A 15762-nucleotide genomic window follows, 5' to 3' on the forward strand; every position below is an offset into this window, starting at 1 on the left:
AGAAGTGACAAACTTAACTCAAAAACAACTTAATCCCGTCTTTGTAATACACAAAAAGAGCTGTTCCAAAATTCCAAAAAATTGAACTTGCCGAAAAAGCTATTGCCCCACCTATCATTCCATAGGAAGGAATTAACCAATAATTGAGAATAAAATTAAGGCCAAGAGCAACCAAGACAATACGTTGAAAAATTCGTTGCCGCCCAGTCATGTTTAAATAAACAGGAGCCGACCCAAAAAAAGCACAAAAACCTTGTCCCAAAACCAATACTAATAATGCCTCTTTAGCTGCTATATAATTAGGGCCAAAAAAATACAAAACAAACTCCGGAAAAATAAGTAATCCAATAACTGCGGGCAGCGTAATCGCTACAATTATTCGGGAACTATTTTGAACTATTTGCTGTACTTTTTCAATTTCTTTATTCGAAAAACATGCTGCTATAGATGCCGAAACGGTAATATTTACTGTCAAAATAATAACCGACAACAAAGTCATTAACTTGACCGCAACCGAATAAAAAGCAACTGCTGCGTCACCTTGGTATTTTTTTAAAAACAAGATGTCAAAACTCATCATCAAAAAAATAGCCATTCCACTGACGGCTATAGGAAAAGATTGAGTGATAATCTCACAAGCTGAGAAACAATCCGTAGTGCAGATAGCTGTTTTTTTAGTGAAAAAATAAAAAGTGAGTAGTGTAGTAACAACTCCCAAAAAAACAAAACTCAATAAAAAAGCATCTACCAAATACAATTCTAATTGCCATTGAACCAACAAAACAGCTAGGACAATAATAGGCAGGTATTTAAAAACATTTCTAAATAATTCAGCTACTACTATTTCATTTAATGCTCTAAAAACTTCAACGTTTAGTATAGCAAGTCCATAAAAAAACATAACTGCAGAGGCTTTGAATAAAAGGAAATAAGTTGCATTATCCGCAAAAAATAATGTAATAACAGAAGCATCCAACAGTATAAAGAAAAGAAACAAAAGCAAGGAAGCTAAAAACAGCATCAAAACCATTTTTAAATATACTTTTTTTAAATGGCCTAAAGAATAAGTAGGATACAAACGCCCTTGAAAATACAATATGGATTGATCAAATCCAAGCAAACAAATACTACCGATTGCGAAAAGAAACGTTCGCACAAAATCATATTGCCCAACTAGTTTAGGATCATATTTTTGAGTTAAAAACAAAGTAAAACCAAATAAAAGAAACACACCAAAAATCCGAATCAATAAGGTTAGTAAACTTTGCCGAACTACCGGATTTTGGACTGTTGTAAGTAAGTGGTATCGAATTTTTTTTAACACATTGGCTTTGTTTTGCAAAAGAAAATTATTTTTTTAAGAAGCAATTACTTTTGATTTTGCTAATTGCTTTTGATAAAATCGAATGAACAAATGAATAAAAACAAAAAATAATACCAGCACTATTGGCAATACAAATTTCATAACGCCATTTACTGCTTTTGAAGTATCACTATTTAATGTGAATGTTATCTCTTTAATTGTATTTTGAAAATTGATTAATTTTAATCGGTTTAGCCCTTGAATGTACAACAATTCCTGTTTGGTTTTGATAACATCATTCAGTTGTGTATTTTCATTATAATACATGAGCTTATCATTTTTTAATGCACTTTTTACATTGGCCGAAAACCCATTAAGAACTCCATTTATTTGCTGAATAATCGTGTCATTTTGAGCAATATCTTGTTTTAAATTTGCCAATCCTACCTTTTGTATTGCGGTAAAATATTCAGATTGATTTAGATAATTCAATAATGGTGTAATCAATTTTTTCTCATTAGTAGTCCCATTGGTTACAACAGCAATCGTATGGTACGTATAATTTTTACTTGTAATATTGTCTTCAAGTACTTTTTTTACCTCTCCAACTTCTGCCATTAACTTAATCAACTCAAAGTTTCGCTCTTTATCTTCAATGAATTTATAAACATCAGCTATAGGTTTAATTTCAATTTTTATTAGATCTTCAGGTTGGGACAATCCTATCTCATTTTGTAAAAAAACGATATCGCCAGCATTAATTTTAGATTGAATCAAATTGATTTTTGCATACAAATAATCCACACTCCCAAAATTAGGAATCACAGTAATTTCATTAGTATACAATTTATTATTCTTATCCAAAAACAATCCCAACCCAAAACCGATTATTAGTAATGCTAAAACAACCTTCCATTGATTTACAAAAAACTGTATACAATGAAAAAACAAAGTGTTCAACTTTTCGAACCCTTTTTTTAGTTTACTGGTAATTTGAAATATGTCAATTTCTGAATCGCTATGCGTGTTTAAACTCATGAACTAATTATTTTACGTTGAAAATTTGTTCCAATATTTTAATAGTAATCAAATACGTAGGTTTTACTCCTGTAGTTCCCAATCCGCCTGACGCCAGAGTGCTTCCGGTTTCAAGTGGATTATCAGAGGCATAATATGCATATCTTACTTTGACATCGTGCGGCACACTTTTTCTGATTTTTGATGCCGATTGAATCGCTTTTTGGTAATAAGAACCTTCCATTTCCAGTCCGATAATTCCCCAAGTCGATTCGTGGAAAAATTTCAATAAATCCCTGTTTTGCAATGATGTTCCTAGTACCGTTACCATTGGTCCTGCAAATACAGCAATATCGTTCCCTTCAAACATCTCAGCGGATAATTCATTTTCAAAGAAATAATTATCAGCTGTTCCTTCGTTGATGTGCGCATTAGGAATCATGATATCGCCTTTTCCTCCTTCTAAAATCCCTGCTTTACCCATTATAGAAACCGATTCTACATTGAGCAAAGTTTCTTTTTTATAGGGTTTTAATAGTTCATCAATGGTTTCATAGGCTTGTTCCCCAAAAGCATAATCCATAACAATCAACACCGGCTTTTTATCTCCTGTATTGGCTTTAGGAAATGATGATTTTGCCCAATCAATTTTGGCTGTATCAAAAATTTGTACGTCAATATTGGTTCCTGATGCATCTGGCAACGAGATCATTCCTTGCTTCAAAGCAACTGCCGTTACTTGATTGCGAACCTCATGTGCCCCGGATTTACTTAACTCCTCATAAATAAAGAAATCAGACCTGTCTTTGAACTTGGTTTTCAAAACTTCGGTAGCAAAGATAGAATTCATCACACTGTGCATGTTTGCACTGATCACGTGAATTGGTCGATCTAAAAGTTGATTTTCTTTTAAAACTTCCTTGATATTGGTAGCCCAAATTTCACCGTGAATATGGTGTCCCAAACGTTCTCTCAAAATAGGACTAAACGTTATGGTTCTCTTGTTATCTTCAACTATTTCTTCAATCGCTAATTTTCCTAACCAAAAAATAACGTGCAAGAAGCGATCTGGTGCAGCCGCAGAACCAAAGGCATCATAAATATCCAGTACTTCTTCAAATCTTCGTCCAAGAATATTAGCAGCATGCGAAATCGCTTTCTCTTTTTCTACCAATGTTAGTTTCTTCTTTTGAGAAACTGCTTGCTCTAATTTGATCCAATCGCGAGAAACTTCACCAGAATCATCTAGTAAAACTCTATTTCTAATTTTGTGTGATTCAATGAAAATAAACGTCAAGTGTGTCAAAATATCATAAATATCCGAGCGTCCTCTTGTAATTTCTACATTCATTTGCTCCTCATCGATACGGTAACAATTGCGACGTCTTTTGGGAGGAACTATTGCCTGAAAATGCGATTTTGAATACCCTTCTTCTGATGTTAAATTGATAAACCTACATTCTTCAATACCAACTGGCAAACGCTCAATTACATACAAAAGTCCGTTTAATTCTACTTTTTCATCTGCAATATTTCCATATATTTCTGGGCTTAACGCTAATAAGGCTTCGCGCAACGTATCACCTGAAATTCCCATTGGCTTATAAAATCCTCGGTTAAAAAGATGACGCATCGTGATATACATTTTTTCAATGGCTGCCGATGATTCTTGCGCTCTTGAGCGTGATATGTTTTTTGTTTCTTTCATTTTCTACTTATTTTCTAACCTGCAAATGTATGACATTTATTGGATCTTTAACAAATCCACGATACTTCTATCATTCGAAAGTCTTGGAATCTTGTTTTGTCCCCCTAATTTACCAATAGACTTCATGTACTCTTGAAAACCGTTTTTAACTACTTGTGTAACCACCAATTTTTGGAGCACTTTGCCCACAATCAAATCATCATAATACATGTTTTGTTTGCGCATGGCATTGTCCAGCGCCTCCGCAAATGCTACGTAGTCTTCTGGTTCTCCCGATGCTTCGGGATCAAACTCTATAAACCATTCGTGATACGGCAATCCCACAGCTGGTGTAATTTGTGGTGCCACCGTAAATTCATTAATTCGAATAGTAGTACCAATAATAGCTTCTTGCAACGCACTCTCGACTTCTTTACCAATAACATGTTCTCCAAAAGCCGATATGTAATGTTTAATTCTCCCCGATACAATTATTCGGTACGGTTTTAAACTCGTAAACTGAACGGTATCGCCAATATTATACCCCCAAAGTCCCGCATTGGTAGAAATAATCAAAACATAATTCACGCCTAATGCTACTTCGCCGATCGTATATCGTCTAGGATTTTCAGTATAAAACTCGTCACTTTTTATAAATTCATAAAAAATTCCGGAGTTCAACAGCAGTAACATTCCTTTTTCCTTTTGCGAATCTTGGTATGCAAAAAATCCTTCCGAAGCCGGAAACAATTCAATACTATCTACTTTTCGACCTATCAAATTTTCAAATTTGGCGCGATACGGTTCGTAATTCACACCGCCATAAATAAACAAATTAAAATTTTTAAAAATTTCACCTACAGGCTTCCCTCCTTTTTGATGCAACTTCTCAAAATACATTTGCACCCAAGAAGGAATTCCTGAAATAACCGTCATGTTTTCATTAAATGTTTCCTCGACAATGGCATTTACTTTGGTTTCCCAATCTTCGATACAATTCGTTTCCCAAGAAGGTAATCTGTTTTTTTGAAGATATTTTGGAACAAAATGCGCTACAATTCCAGATAACCTTCCTAGATTTATTCCGTTTTTTTCTTCTAAAAGTGGACTTCCTTGCAAGAAAATCATTTTTCCATCTACAAAATCAGCTTTACCCGTTTCGTGAATGTAATGCAGAATCGCATTGCGAGCGGCCTCAATATGATACGGCATAGATTCCTTAGTCAACGGAATGTACTTTGCTCCCGAAGTTGTTCCAGAAGTTTTAGCAAAATAGAGCGGTTTTCCCTTCCATAAGATGTTTTCTTGGCCTTGAACCACTTTGTCCACATACGGTTTGAGCGACTCATAATCCCGAACTGGAACTTGGTTTGCAAAATCCTTCTCATTTTTAATTTGGTCAAAATGATGGTCAATTCCAAATTGCGTTTGCTTTGCCTCTTTGATTAATTTTTGTAAAATTTTTTTTTGCGTTGCAATAGGATTATTGGCCCAAAGTTGGGTTTTCTTGTATATTTTTTGTGCAAATAATTTTGCTGCAATTGATTTTATTGACATTTTAATTTTTGTTCTTTAAAAGATAAAAATCGATTTTTTACTCTGTTTTTGATTTTGTAGAAAGCAATCTCTTTTCTTCCTTAGCTACTTGTTCCCTTAGTTCCAATTCTTGCTTTGATGCGGACAGATCGGCTTGAGAAGGCACATCATCTGCGGTAGAAAGTATAGAATCTTTATTGAATTTTGCATATTCTAACTCACCCGTCAATACTTTTTGAATAGACTTGATATAGACTTCGTTTTTTTTCAACGCTCGCGACAAAGAATCTGATTTCAAGGCCAATTCAAGGGCGTCTTTCTTTAATTTTGAGGAAGAATATCCCGGTATAAACTCTCGTAATGGGGTAAAAGCTATAATAAATGTAGTGACAAAAATGATTAAAATTGCTCCTATACTTGCAACCAAAAATACGTTCATTAACGTGAGTTTCAAAGAAAATGTTTCTTCAAAAGTATCTTCGTTCAATATGATTAAACGTCGCTTGTTGAATAGATTTTCCTTGAGTTTGCGCCTTCTTTGACTTTTACTGGACATATCATTTGATTATCGAACAAATATAACAATTATTGTTCATGCTTGTATTGGCATATTTTGTTGGCATTTTCAAGCTAAAAAATTTTTTTTAAAGAATTTTTAACGCTTTTAAAACCAAATAAATGTACCGAAATCTGTTTCTGTTAACTAATTCTATATACCTTTGCCCTTAGATTTAATATAAATTTGCTCTGGCAATAAATTATACTATCATGGGAAGATTAGGTGTTACAGAAATCCTTGTTATATTAGCGATTGTTTTATTACTTTTTGGTGGTAAAAAAATTCCAGAATTAATGAAAGGTTTAGGAAGCGGAATCAAAGAATTCAAAAACGCTGCTAAAGACGGTCAGCCGGCTGATAAAAAAGAGGAAGAAACAAAATAAAAAAAAGGCTTTTCATAATTTGAAAAGCCTTTTTTTATGATTTACAGTACCATCGTCAACTGAATTCTTTTTCTATCCTCATCTACCTCAGTTACTTTTACGGTAACGTGCTGGTGTAGTTTTACTACTTCGTTAACATCACTCACAAATCCTGCTTTGAGTTGAGAAATATGTACCAAACCACTTTCCTTAATACCCAAGTCTACAAAACAACCAAAATTGGTGATGTTATTGACAATTCCGTTCAAAATCATTCCTGTTTTTACGTCTTTAATGGTTTTTACATTCGGGTCAAATTCGAAAACCTTAGCTGCTTTTCTAGGGTCTAAACCGGGTTTTTCTAATTCCTTAATAATGTCTTTTAAAGTCAATAAACCTATCTCAGCCGTAACATAATTTTCTGGTTTGATTAAGGCTGTTTTCTCCTTGTTAGCAATTAAATCAGTTACTTTCAACTTCAAATCTTTAGCTATTTTTTCCACAATTGAATAGGCTTCGGGGTGAACGGCCGAGTTATCCAATGGATTTTTCCCGTCTTTAATTCGAATAAAAGCAGCACCTTGCTGAAAGGCTTTTTCGCCCAAACGAGGTACTTTTTTGAGTTGCTTTCGATCCTCAAAAGGACCATTTTCAGAACGATAATTCACAATATTTTCGGCTAGCTTCTCGCCTATTCCACTCACATAACTCAACAAATGTTTACTCGCAGTGTTGATATTGACACCCACAGAGTTTACACATCGAACAACAGTAGTATCCAGTTCTTCTTTCAATTTACTTTGATCCACATCATGCTGGTATTGGCCTACGCCAATGGCTTTTGGGTCAATTTTTACCAACTCAGCTAATGGATCACTCAATCGGCGACCGATAGAAATCGATCCACGAACCGTGACATCATAATTAGGGAATTCCTCACGAGCGATTTTTGATGCAGAATATACCGAAGCACCCGCCTCTGAAACGATAAAAACCTGAACCGCTCTATCAAAAGCAATTTTCTTGATAAAGAACTCGGTTTCGCGCGAAGCCGTTCCGTTTCCTATTGAAATAGCATCGATATTATAGGCGTTTACCATCGATTTTATCTTTTTCATGGCCATAGCTGTTTCATTTTGTGGCGCATGCGGATAAATGGTTTCGTTGTAAATTAAATCGCCTTTTTCATCTAAGCAAACTATTTTACAACCGCTTCTAAATCCTGGGTCGATGGCTAAAATTCGTTTCTCGCCCAAAGGTGGCGCAAGTAATAACTGCCCTAAATTAGTAGCAAAAACCTGAATCGAATTGGCATCAGCCTTTGCTTTCGCTTCCTGTAAAGCTTCGTTTGATATAGCAGGATTGAGTAATCGTTTGTAGCTGTCTTCAATGGCTAATTGTACGTGTGGCGTAGCTGGACTGTCTGATTTTAAAACCAATTCGTCAATAATATCATAGGCTTCATCCAGATCTACTTCTACTTTAAACTTGATAAAACCTTCGTTTTCGGCACGAAGCATTGCTAATAATCTATGCGATGGTGCTTTTGTCAAGGGTTCTGACCAATAAAAATATTGGTTGAATTTTTGAGCGCCTTCTTCGTCTTTTTTGGTTTTTACTACTTTGGTTGTAATGGTTGCTTTTCTCTCGTACAGGCGTCGCAACTGTTTACGAACAAAAATATTTTCGTTAATCCATTCGGCAATAATATCCCTTGCGCCCTGCAAAGCAGCATCTTCATTATTGACAGTATCGTTCAAATATTTCGTTGCTAGGAAATCAATATCCTCTTTGTTTTGAGCCATGATGATTTTCGCTAAAGGTTCTAAGCCATTTTCACGAGCTACATCAGCTTTAGTTTTTTTCTTCTTTTTGAACGGCAAATACAAATCTTCTAATTCCTGTAAATCAAAACTTTGCTGTATTTTTTTGTCTAATTCTGGTGTTAATCCGTTTTGCTCTTCAATTGATTTTACGATTGCTTCTTTACGTTTGGCAATTGCTTCGTATTCTTTTTGAAGTTTGGCAATGTGTTCAATTTGTACTTCATCTAGATTTCCAGTGGTATCTTTTCGATATCTGGAAATAAACGGAATCGTGCAATCTTCTTGTAAAAGTTGAACTGTTTTTTGAATGTTTATGGCCGCTGTAGCAACCTGTTTTTTAATGAAATCTATATTTGTCATTGTATCTATTTTCTAATGGCTAAAATAATATCTTTGACTTTAATTTAAATCAAATGACTGTTTTATTCTGTTTCTTTTTTGTGATTAACCTAATCGCTTTTGTGAGTATAGGTTATGATAAATTTTTAGCTAAAAATCAAAAAAGACGAATTCCTGAACGTACTCTTTTAAGTTTTGTATTTCTTGGCGGAACAATTGGTTCAGGAATTGCAATGCTACTTTTTAGACATAAAACAGCCAAAAAAAGCTATTTATGGAAGTTGTGGTTACTTGCTACTTTACAAATTGGAATGCTTTTTCTGGTCTATTTTTTTGAACTATTAGGTAATAAAATCTAAATAATTCTGTTTGTTAATCACTTCAAAACTAGCTTCTGGATACCCTTTGGCGAAAGCCGTAGGAATTTTGGCTTTTCGGTTTTCGTTACATTTGAATTCATAACCTCTCAAAATTCCATTTTCTTCTTCCAGCCAATCCAATTCTTGTTGATCATACGTGCGCCAAAAATAATTGACAACATTTTTTTGATTGTAATTTTGGTGCTTAACTCGTTCTGAAGAAAGATAATTTTCCCATAATGCACCCACATCTGTTCTTGAATCCAATCGACTAAAGTTCGCTATAATTGCATTTCGAATCCCATTATCATAAAAATACCATCTGTTTGATTTGGTGATTTCTTTTCGCAAATTTCTACTGAAACCTGGTACTTTATAAATTACAAAAACTTTAGATAGTAAGTCCAAATAGCTTTCGACAGTGTTTTTAGAAATGCCTAATTGCCGAGCTAATTCTTGCAAAGACACTTCTTGTCCCACTTGAAAAGCGATTAATTTCAATAAATCCAAAATTTTATTGGATTGTTTGATGCCTTCGTAAACTAAAATATCCTTCAATAAATAGGAATTAATTATCTCCTTCAAATAGTTAATTTTATCATTCCAATCTGAATATTGTTCGAGTTCGGGATAAGATCCAAAAAGCAATCGTTCCTCTAATTTTTGAGTAGTTTCCTTGAAATTTTCATATTTAGCAAATTCCATTTGAGCCAATGGAAATAAATATATCGTATTTTTTCTTCCTACCAAAGGTTCGCCTAACTTATTCGATAAATCAAAAACGGACGATCCTGTGGCGATAATTTTTATTCCATCAATAGAATCGACAATCAATTTAAGAATTAAGCCAATGTCGGGAATATTTTGCGATTCGTCAATAACCAATACTTTAATATTAGCTAAAAGCCGGCTGTAATTATTTACTGATCGTTCTTTTAGTAAATTGGCATCATCTATATCTTCGCCATTAAGATGCAAATACTCTTGTTTTGGAATGGTTGAAAGATAATTTTTGATAAAAGCCGTTTTACCCACACGTCTTGCACCTAACAAAATCAGTACTTTGTTTGGTAAAACTTTTTTGGAAAACAATGTGTCTATTTCTCTTTTTAAAAAATTCATCGTCTTGAATTTTAAATATTTAGATGCAAATATACTAAAAAATGTAATTTCAGTCAGTTAATTGACTGAATTAACGTTAATTCAGTCAGTACGTTGACTGAATTAACGTAAATTCAGTCAATAGAAAACAAAAAAAGCCCGGTGTAAAAACCGAGCTAAGAAACTATTATTGGTGCGAAGCAGCCAAAATTTTATTGGCAGGCAATTTTATTGACACGATTTTGGTGTCTACCGCCTTCAAAATCAGTGCTAATAAAAGCATCAACCATTTCTAAAACTTGTGGGATTGAAGTAAAACGAGCCGGAATACTAATAATATTGGCATCATTATGTTGACGTGCTAAAATAGCAATCTCTTTCGTCCAACATAAAGCAGCACGAACTTGAGCATGTTTATTAACCGTCATTGCAATTCCGTTTCCGCTACCGCAAATTACAATTCCTAAATCAGCTTTACCTTCTGTTATATCAGTGGCTACTGGATGACCAAAATCAGGATAGTCAACACTATCAATTGAATCAGTTCCATAATTTGTAATTTGATGTCCTTTAGCGATAAGCATTTCAACAATTGCCTGTTTATAATCTGGTCCTGCGTGATCGTTTCCTATGGAGATTTTCATCTTGTGTCTTTTAAGTTGTGTGTTGCAAATTTAGAGAAACTATTCTATTGATTGCCTAATAAATTTTTGTTCTTTGTTTGCTAATTAAACCACTTATAGTATTTCTATTAATGGTCTTGTAACCCTTTAATAGCTATATAATTACGGGTTATCAACAATTTTTATTAATGTATAAATACCTGTAAATCAATGTATATTTATTATTGTAAATGTTAAAAATTTGCATTGTTAATAGCAAAACGCAATTGATTGATATTCAGTTAACTTTAAATTAACACAAGATGTTGATAACTTGAGATAGAAAATAAGAACTATTTTTTGGTACTATTAAAAAATTAAGTAATCCAAAACCCAGTTTTTAAAACCTAATTTACTTTGAGGAATTTATAGAATAGTTATCATTATTAAAAAGTAGTTTATTAACAAATTTTTAAAAACTACTTATTTACAAAATGAATTATTATTGGATTATTAACCATTGTTAATTAAAAATAGAAACTCCTTTAAAACGAATACTTTATTTAAAAATAACTATGTTAATAAGTCGGTATAACATGTTTTAAGTTGATTTCAATGCTTTTTAAAATAAATTTATTGCCACTATTAACACGCTATAATAACAACCAAGAAGAATTTTAAATTTAATTTTTCTTTTTGTTTATTTAAATATATGTTGACAACTTTCAAAAAATTGAAGTCAAAAAAATGAATTCTATTTCAAACGATTTTCAAGTTGCTGTTTAAGTTGTCTAGCAATTCTTGTACTTTTTCAAAATCGTTAAAATGAATTTTGAGTTTGATTCCGCCATGTGCAAAGCTGCCAAAAGGATCGACAGAAACTAAGTTTTCATTTTCAAAAAAATAATGAATTGCTTCTTGCTCGAGCAAATGCTTTATAACTATAATTTCATGCGAATAATTAAAAATTGCAATGGTCTGAAATTCTTCCATTTTTATACTTTTTATAAAGATACAACTATTCTGTAAAGTTATATTTTCTTTAAAACTATACGCTGTTGGCTAATTACAGTTTACTATTTTGTAATTTTAGACTTTTAAGAACAGATGTATGAGTAAAAGATTAAGAAAGCCGGTAAAAAAAGGGAAAGATTTCTCAGAAAAAATTATAAAAATATTATCGCAAAGTGCCAATAAAGCATTCAATTTTAAGCAAATAGGAGCCAAGCTAGAAGTTGATGATACCGAAAGCAGGAATCAAATTATAAAAGATTTGAAGATTCTGGCTTCGCAAAATAAAATTATTGAATCAGAACCTGGTAAATATTTAATCAAAGCAGTTAGTAAAGATTATTACGAAGGTAAAATTGACATGACAGGACGAAAGACCGCTTATTTTGTCTGCCCTGATTTAGATGACGATGTATTTATCCCTACCAATAATTTAAACCACGCTTTAGATAAAGATATTGTTAAAGTGTACGTTTATAATAAACGAAGTGGTAAAAGACCTGAAGGAGAAGTGATTGAAGTCCTTGAAAGACACAAAACTGATTTCGTGGGTGTTATTGATATTCAGGCTAATTTTGCTTTTGTTTCTACTGCAAACCCTAAAATGTATACGGATATTTTTATTCCAAAAGATAAAATAGGCGAGGCAGAGCAAGGCGACGTTGTTTTAGTTCATATCGAAGACTGGCCGGCTAGAGCTGATAGTCCTTTTGGTTCCGTAATAAAAGTGTTAGGAAAACCTGGAGAACATGATACGGAGATTCACGCTATTCTTGCTGAATACGGATTGCCATCAGAATTTCCTATTGAAGTCGAGACGTTTGCACAAAAAATAGATACTTCGATTACTGCTAGTGAAATAGCAAATCGTCGTGACATGCGTGATACGTTGACTTTTACCATTGATCCAAAAGATGCGAAGGATTTTGATGATGCACTGTCATTTAAAAAATTAGAAAATGGAAATTATGAAATTGGTATTCATATTGCAGATGTTTCGTATTATCTTGAAGAAGGTACAATACTGGATGATGAAGCGTATCAAAGAGCAACTTCGGTTTATTTAGTGGATAGAGTAGTGCCTATGTTACCTGAAGTGCTATCAAATTTTGCGTGTTCTTTACGTCCAAATGAAGAAAAATATACGTTTTCTGCTATATTCGAAATTACGGAAACTTCGCAAGTGGTCAATCAATGGTTTGGAAGAACGGTCATTTATTCGGATCAGCGTTTTGCTTACGAGGAAGCGCAGTATATCATAGAAACGAAGGATGACACGATTCCAGAAGAAATTTCGATTACTGGAACTTCATATCAAGTTTCAGCAGAAATTGTTGCTGCAACGCTAAAAATGGATGAATTAGCCAAAATTCTTAGAAAACAAAGAATGGCTGATGGAGCAATTACTTTTGATAAAGTAGAAGTAAAATTCAATTTAGACGAAGCTGGTGAACCACAAGGTGTTTACTTTAAAGTTTCAAAAGATGCCAATCATTTAATTGAAGAATTCATGCTTTTGGCCAATAAAAAAGTAGCAGAATTCATTGGTAAACAAAAGAAAACATTCATTTATAGAATTCATGATGAACCAAATGAAGATAAACTTTTTGCAATGCAAGCTGTAATTGCCAAGTTTGGACATAAAATAGATTTTAAGCAAGGCTCTATTTCGCAGGCTTTAAATAAATTAATGGAAGATGTAAGTGGTAAAAAAGAGCAAAACCTTATTGATACTCTAGCGATTAGGAGTATGAGTAAAGCTAAATATTCTACAGATAACATAGGACATTATGGTTTGGCTTTTGAGTATTATTCGCATTTTACTTCACCAATTCGACGTTATCCAGATGTAATGGTGCATCGATTGTTGCAACATTATCTAGATGGAGGTAAATCAGTTGATGAAGAAACGTATGAAACAAAATGTTTACATTCATCAACAATGGAAGGTTTAGCAACAAATGCGGAACGTGATTCTATTAAATACATGCAAGTAAAATACATGCAAGATCATCAAGATCAAGAATTTTTAGGAGTAATTTCTGGTGTTACCGAATGGGGAATTTATGTTGAAATAATCGAGAATAAATGCGAAGGAATGTGCAGAATTCGAGATATAAAAGACGATTATTACACCTTTGACGAAAAACAATATGCACTAACTGGCGCAACTTCTGGTAAATTATTACAATTAGGAGATGAAATTTACGTTAAAGTAAAAAATGCGGATTTAGTTAAAAAACAACTGGATTTTAATTTTTTAAGAAGAATGGAAGAACCATTAAAATAAAAAAAATGAAATCAAAGATTCACGAATACCAAAGAAGGAATACTAGAAATATGAGTAAAAAAATAGTGATTATTGCCTTTGTATTTTTTAGTCAAATTACAAATGCGCAGGTATCCCGAAACTTAGGAGATTTTGATGAAGTAAAAGTATTTGATAAAATTAATGTAAAATTAATTCCAGCTTCAGAAAACAAAATAGTTATAACTGGAGACCGAGCAGATGAAGTGGAAACTGTAAATAAAAATGGCGAATTAAAAATTAGAATGCCATTTCCACAGTTGCTATCTGGTGATGCTATTACAATAAAACTATATTTTAAAAATATTGAAAGTATCAGTGCTAGCGAGGGAAGCTATGTTTCAAGTGATATTAATTTTAAGCAAACACTTTTAGATTTGAATGCAAAATCAGGAGCAGAGATTAATATTGAAATTAATGTTGGTAAGGTGAATATAAAAGCTAATGCAGGTGGAATAATTGATGTTTCTGGTAAAGCTACGAACTCAGATGTAGCCATAACTTCAGGCGGAATTCTAAAAGCAGCGGACTTATATACGAATCAGACTAAAATTAGCGTTGCAGCTGGAGGAAAATCTGAAATCCATGCAACTACATTGGTGGATGCAAAAGTGAAAGCTGGAGGCTCTATATTTATCTACGGTAAACCAAAACAGATCAATAAAGAAGTATTTATTGGCGGTACTATTTTAGAAAAATAGTAGTACTTTGGTTTAAATTTTAGCGTAATAAATTTAAATTTTTAATGATAAACGATATTTTAGCTGGTATTCCTTGGGGAATATTTTTAAGTTTTATGATTGGTCCTGTTTTTTTTATTTTACTAGAAACAAGTATTATAAAAGGATTTAGAGCAGCCTTAGTATTTGATTTAGGAGTTGTTTTAGGCGATATTGTCTTTATAGGAATAGCTTATGTAGGGAGTTACAGGTTAATTCAAAGTTTAAAAGACCAACCTGCTCTTTTTATTTTTGGTGGTGTTTTAATGGTTGCTTATGGTATAATTTCCTTCATACAATTAAAAAAAGAAGAAAAAATAAACACTGATATTATTGACAGGGAAATAGTAAAAAAAAACTATTTAAGCCTTTTCATAAAAGGGTTTTTGTTGAATATTATTAATATTGGTGTTCTAGGTTTTTGGTTGGCCATTATCATTTCTGTGGGACCAAAACTAGAAATGCAAACCTCCAGAATGATTACTTTTTTTATATCGGTAGTTATTACTTATTTATTGATCGATTGCATCAAAATACTTTTAGCTAAGCAATTAAAAACAAAACTAACACCGGTGAATATTCTTAAAATCAAAAAAGGAATAAGTATTGTAATGATGGTTTTTGGCATGGTTTTAATCACTCAAGGTTGGTTCCCAGAAGAAAAAGCAATGGTTAAAAAAGCGTTTGAAAAAATAGAGAATTAATACTATTTTTTTTCAAATAGTAAATGCCTTGTCTCTAATTGATTTAAATTCAGGGCTTTTTTTTATTTAAATATGTCCCGTCCTGAAATAGCGATACACAATAAGTATCCTAATGGAAAAACATGAAGAAACACACTATGTAAAGCGGACTCAAAAAGATTATTCAATGTCTTTTAAATTACAAATTGTTCAAGAAATTGAACGAGGACAACTTACAGTTACAGAATCCACAAAGACTTATGGCATTCAAAATAGATCAACTGTTGTTAAATGGCTTAGAAAATTCGGTAACTTTGATTGGGAAAACCAAACACCATTTACTATGTCAA

Annotated in this window: 15 protein-coding genes; 6 read left to right on the forward strand and 9 right to left on the reverse strand. The window is 32.8% G+C overall.

What is annotated here, in order from left to right; all coding sequences use genetic code 11:
* Positions 1-13 precede the first annotated feature (13 nt).
* From ACNQGO_RS04240 to ACNQGO_RS04260, 5 genes are read right to left on the reverse strand one after another with little or no spacing between them, the layout of a single operon-like run.
* Complete coding sequence (locus tag ACNQGO_RS04240) at positions 14-1324, reverse strand: MATE family efflux transporter (RefSeq protein WP_417984347.1); 1311 nt, start codon at positions 1322-1324, stop codon at positions 14-16.
* A gap of 33 nt (positions 1325-1357) precedes the next feature.
* Positions 1358-2341, reverse strand: coding sequence for a hypothetical protein (locus ACNQGO_RS04245; RefSeq protein WP_417971723.1), 984 nt, complete (start codon positions 2339-2341; stop codon positions 1358-1360).
* A 7-nt stretch (positions 2342-2348) separates the two neighbouring features.
* A complete protein-coding gene (locus ACNQGO_RS04250) occupies positions 2349-4028 on the reverse strand; it encodes a DUF6909 family protein (protein WP_417984349.1) in 1680 nt (559 codons plus the stop codon).
* A gap of 36 nt (positions 4029-4064) precedes the next feature.
* Entirely contained in the window at positions 4065-5564 is a 1500-nt protein-coding gene (locus tag ACNQGO_RS04255; RefSeq protein WP_417971719.1) for a GH3 family acyl-acid amido synthetase, read from the reverse strand.
* Between the two features lie 37 nt (positions 5565-5601).
* On the reverse strand, positions 5602-6099 hold the full coding sequence (locus ACNQGO_RS04260) for a peptidase (RefSeq protein WP_417971717.1): 498 nt from the start codon (positions 6097-6099) through the stop codon (positions 5602-5604).
* Positions 6100-6311: 212 nt separating this feature from the next.
* Here ACNQGO_RS04260 and tatA point away from each other — a divergent pair, with 212 nt between their 5' ends.
* The gene (gene tatA / locus ACNQGO_RS04265) at positions 6312-6485 is read left to right on the forward strand and encodes a twin-arginine translocase TatA/TatE family subunit (protein ID WP_066075957.1); all 174 of its coding nucleotides are present in this window, start codon (positions 6312-6314) and stop codon (positions 6483-6485) included.
* Positions 6486-6526: 41 nt separating this feature from the next.
* Here the strand turns inward: tatA and ACNQGO_RS04270 are convergent, their stop codons facing one another.
* The gene (locus ACNQGO_RS04270; RefSeq protein ID WP_417984351.1) at positions 6527-8650 is read right to left on the reverse strand and encodes a Tex family protein; all 2124 of its coding nucleotides are present in this window, start codon (positions 8648-8650) and stop codon (positions 6527-6529) included.
* Positions 8651-8703: 53 nt separating this feature from the next.
* Here ACNQGO_RS04270 and ACNQGO_RS04275 point away from each other — a divergent pair, with 53 nt between their 5' ends.
* The gene (locus tag ACNQGO_RS04275) at positions 8704-8988 is read left to right on the forward strand and encodes a DUF1294 domain-containing protein (RefSeq protein ID WP_417984353.1); all 285 of its coding nucleotides are present in this window, start codon (positions 8704-8706) and stop codon (positions 8986-8988) included.
* Here ACNQGO_RS04275 and ACNQGO_RS04280 read toward each other — a convergent pair.
* From ACNQGO_RS04280 to ACNQGO_RS04290, 3 genes are all read right to left on the reverse strand, one after another.
* Positions 8971-10110 carry an ATP-binding protein gene (locus ACNQGO_RS04280; RefSeq protein WP_417984354.1) on the reverse strand — a complete coding sequence of 380 codons (1140 nt, stop codon included), beginning with the start codon at positions 10108-10110 and terminating at the stop codon, positions 8971-8973. The genes ACNQGO_RS04275 and ACNQGO_RS04280 overlap by 18 nt on opposite strands.
* A 191-nt stretch (positions 10111-10301) precedes the next feature.
* Positions 10302-10733 carry a ribose 5-phosphate isomerase B gene (gene rpiB / locus ACNQGO_RS04285; protein ID WP_417984356.1) on the reverse strand — a complete coding sequence of 144 codons (432 nt, stop codon included), beginning with the start codon at positions 10731-10733 and terminating at the stop codon, positions 10302-10304.
* Positions 10734-11450: 717 nt separating this feature from the next.
* Positions 11451-11684, reverse strand: a complete 234-nt coding sequence (locus ACNQGO_RS04290) for a DUF2007 domain-containing protein (protein WP_417984358.1) — start codon at positions 11682-11684, stop codon at positions 11451-11453.
* 118 nt (positions 11685-11802) lie between these two features.
* Between ACNQGO_RS04290 and rnr the strand changes: the two genes are divergently transcribed.
* The 4 genes from rnr to ACNQGO_RS04310 form a co-directional block, all read left to right on the forward strand.
* The gene (gene rnr, locus ACNQGO_RS04295) at positions 11803-13992 is read left to right on the forward strand and encodes a ribonuclease R (protein ID WP_417984360.1); all 2190 of its coding nucleotides are present in this window, start codon (positions 11803-11805) and stop codon (positions 13990-13992) included.
* Between the two features lie 5 nt (positions 13993-13997).
* Complete coding sequence (locus tag ACNQGO_RS04300; protein ID WP_417947888.1) at positions 13998-14711, forward strand: head GIN domain-containing protein; 714 nt, start codon at positions 13998-14000, stop codon at positions 14709-14711.
* 44 nt (positions 14712-14755) lie between these two features.
* Positions 14756-15433, forward strand: coding sequence for a LysE family translocator (locus ACNQGO_RS04305; RefSeq protein ID WP_417984362.1), 678 nt, complete (start codon positions 14756-14758; stop codon positions 15431-15433).
* Between the two features lie 112 nt (positions 15434-15545).
* Positions 15546-15762 (forward strand): transposase (locus tag ACNQGO_RS04310; protein ID WP_417984364.1); only part of this gene is annotated, 217 nt, incomplete at its 3' end.

This window comes from Flavobacterium frigidum (genome assembly GCF_048286735.1).
GTDB lineage: Bacteria > Bacteroidota > Bacteroidia > Flavobacteriales > Flavobacteriaceae > Flavobacterium.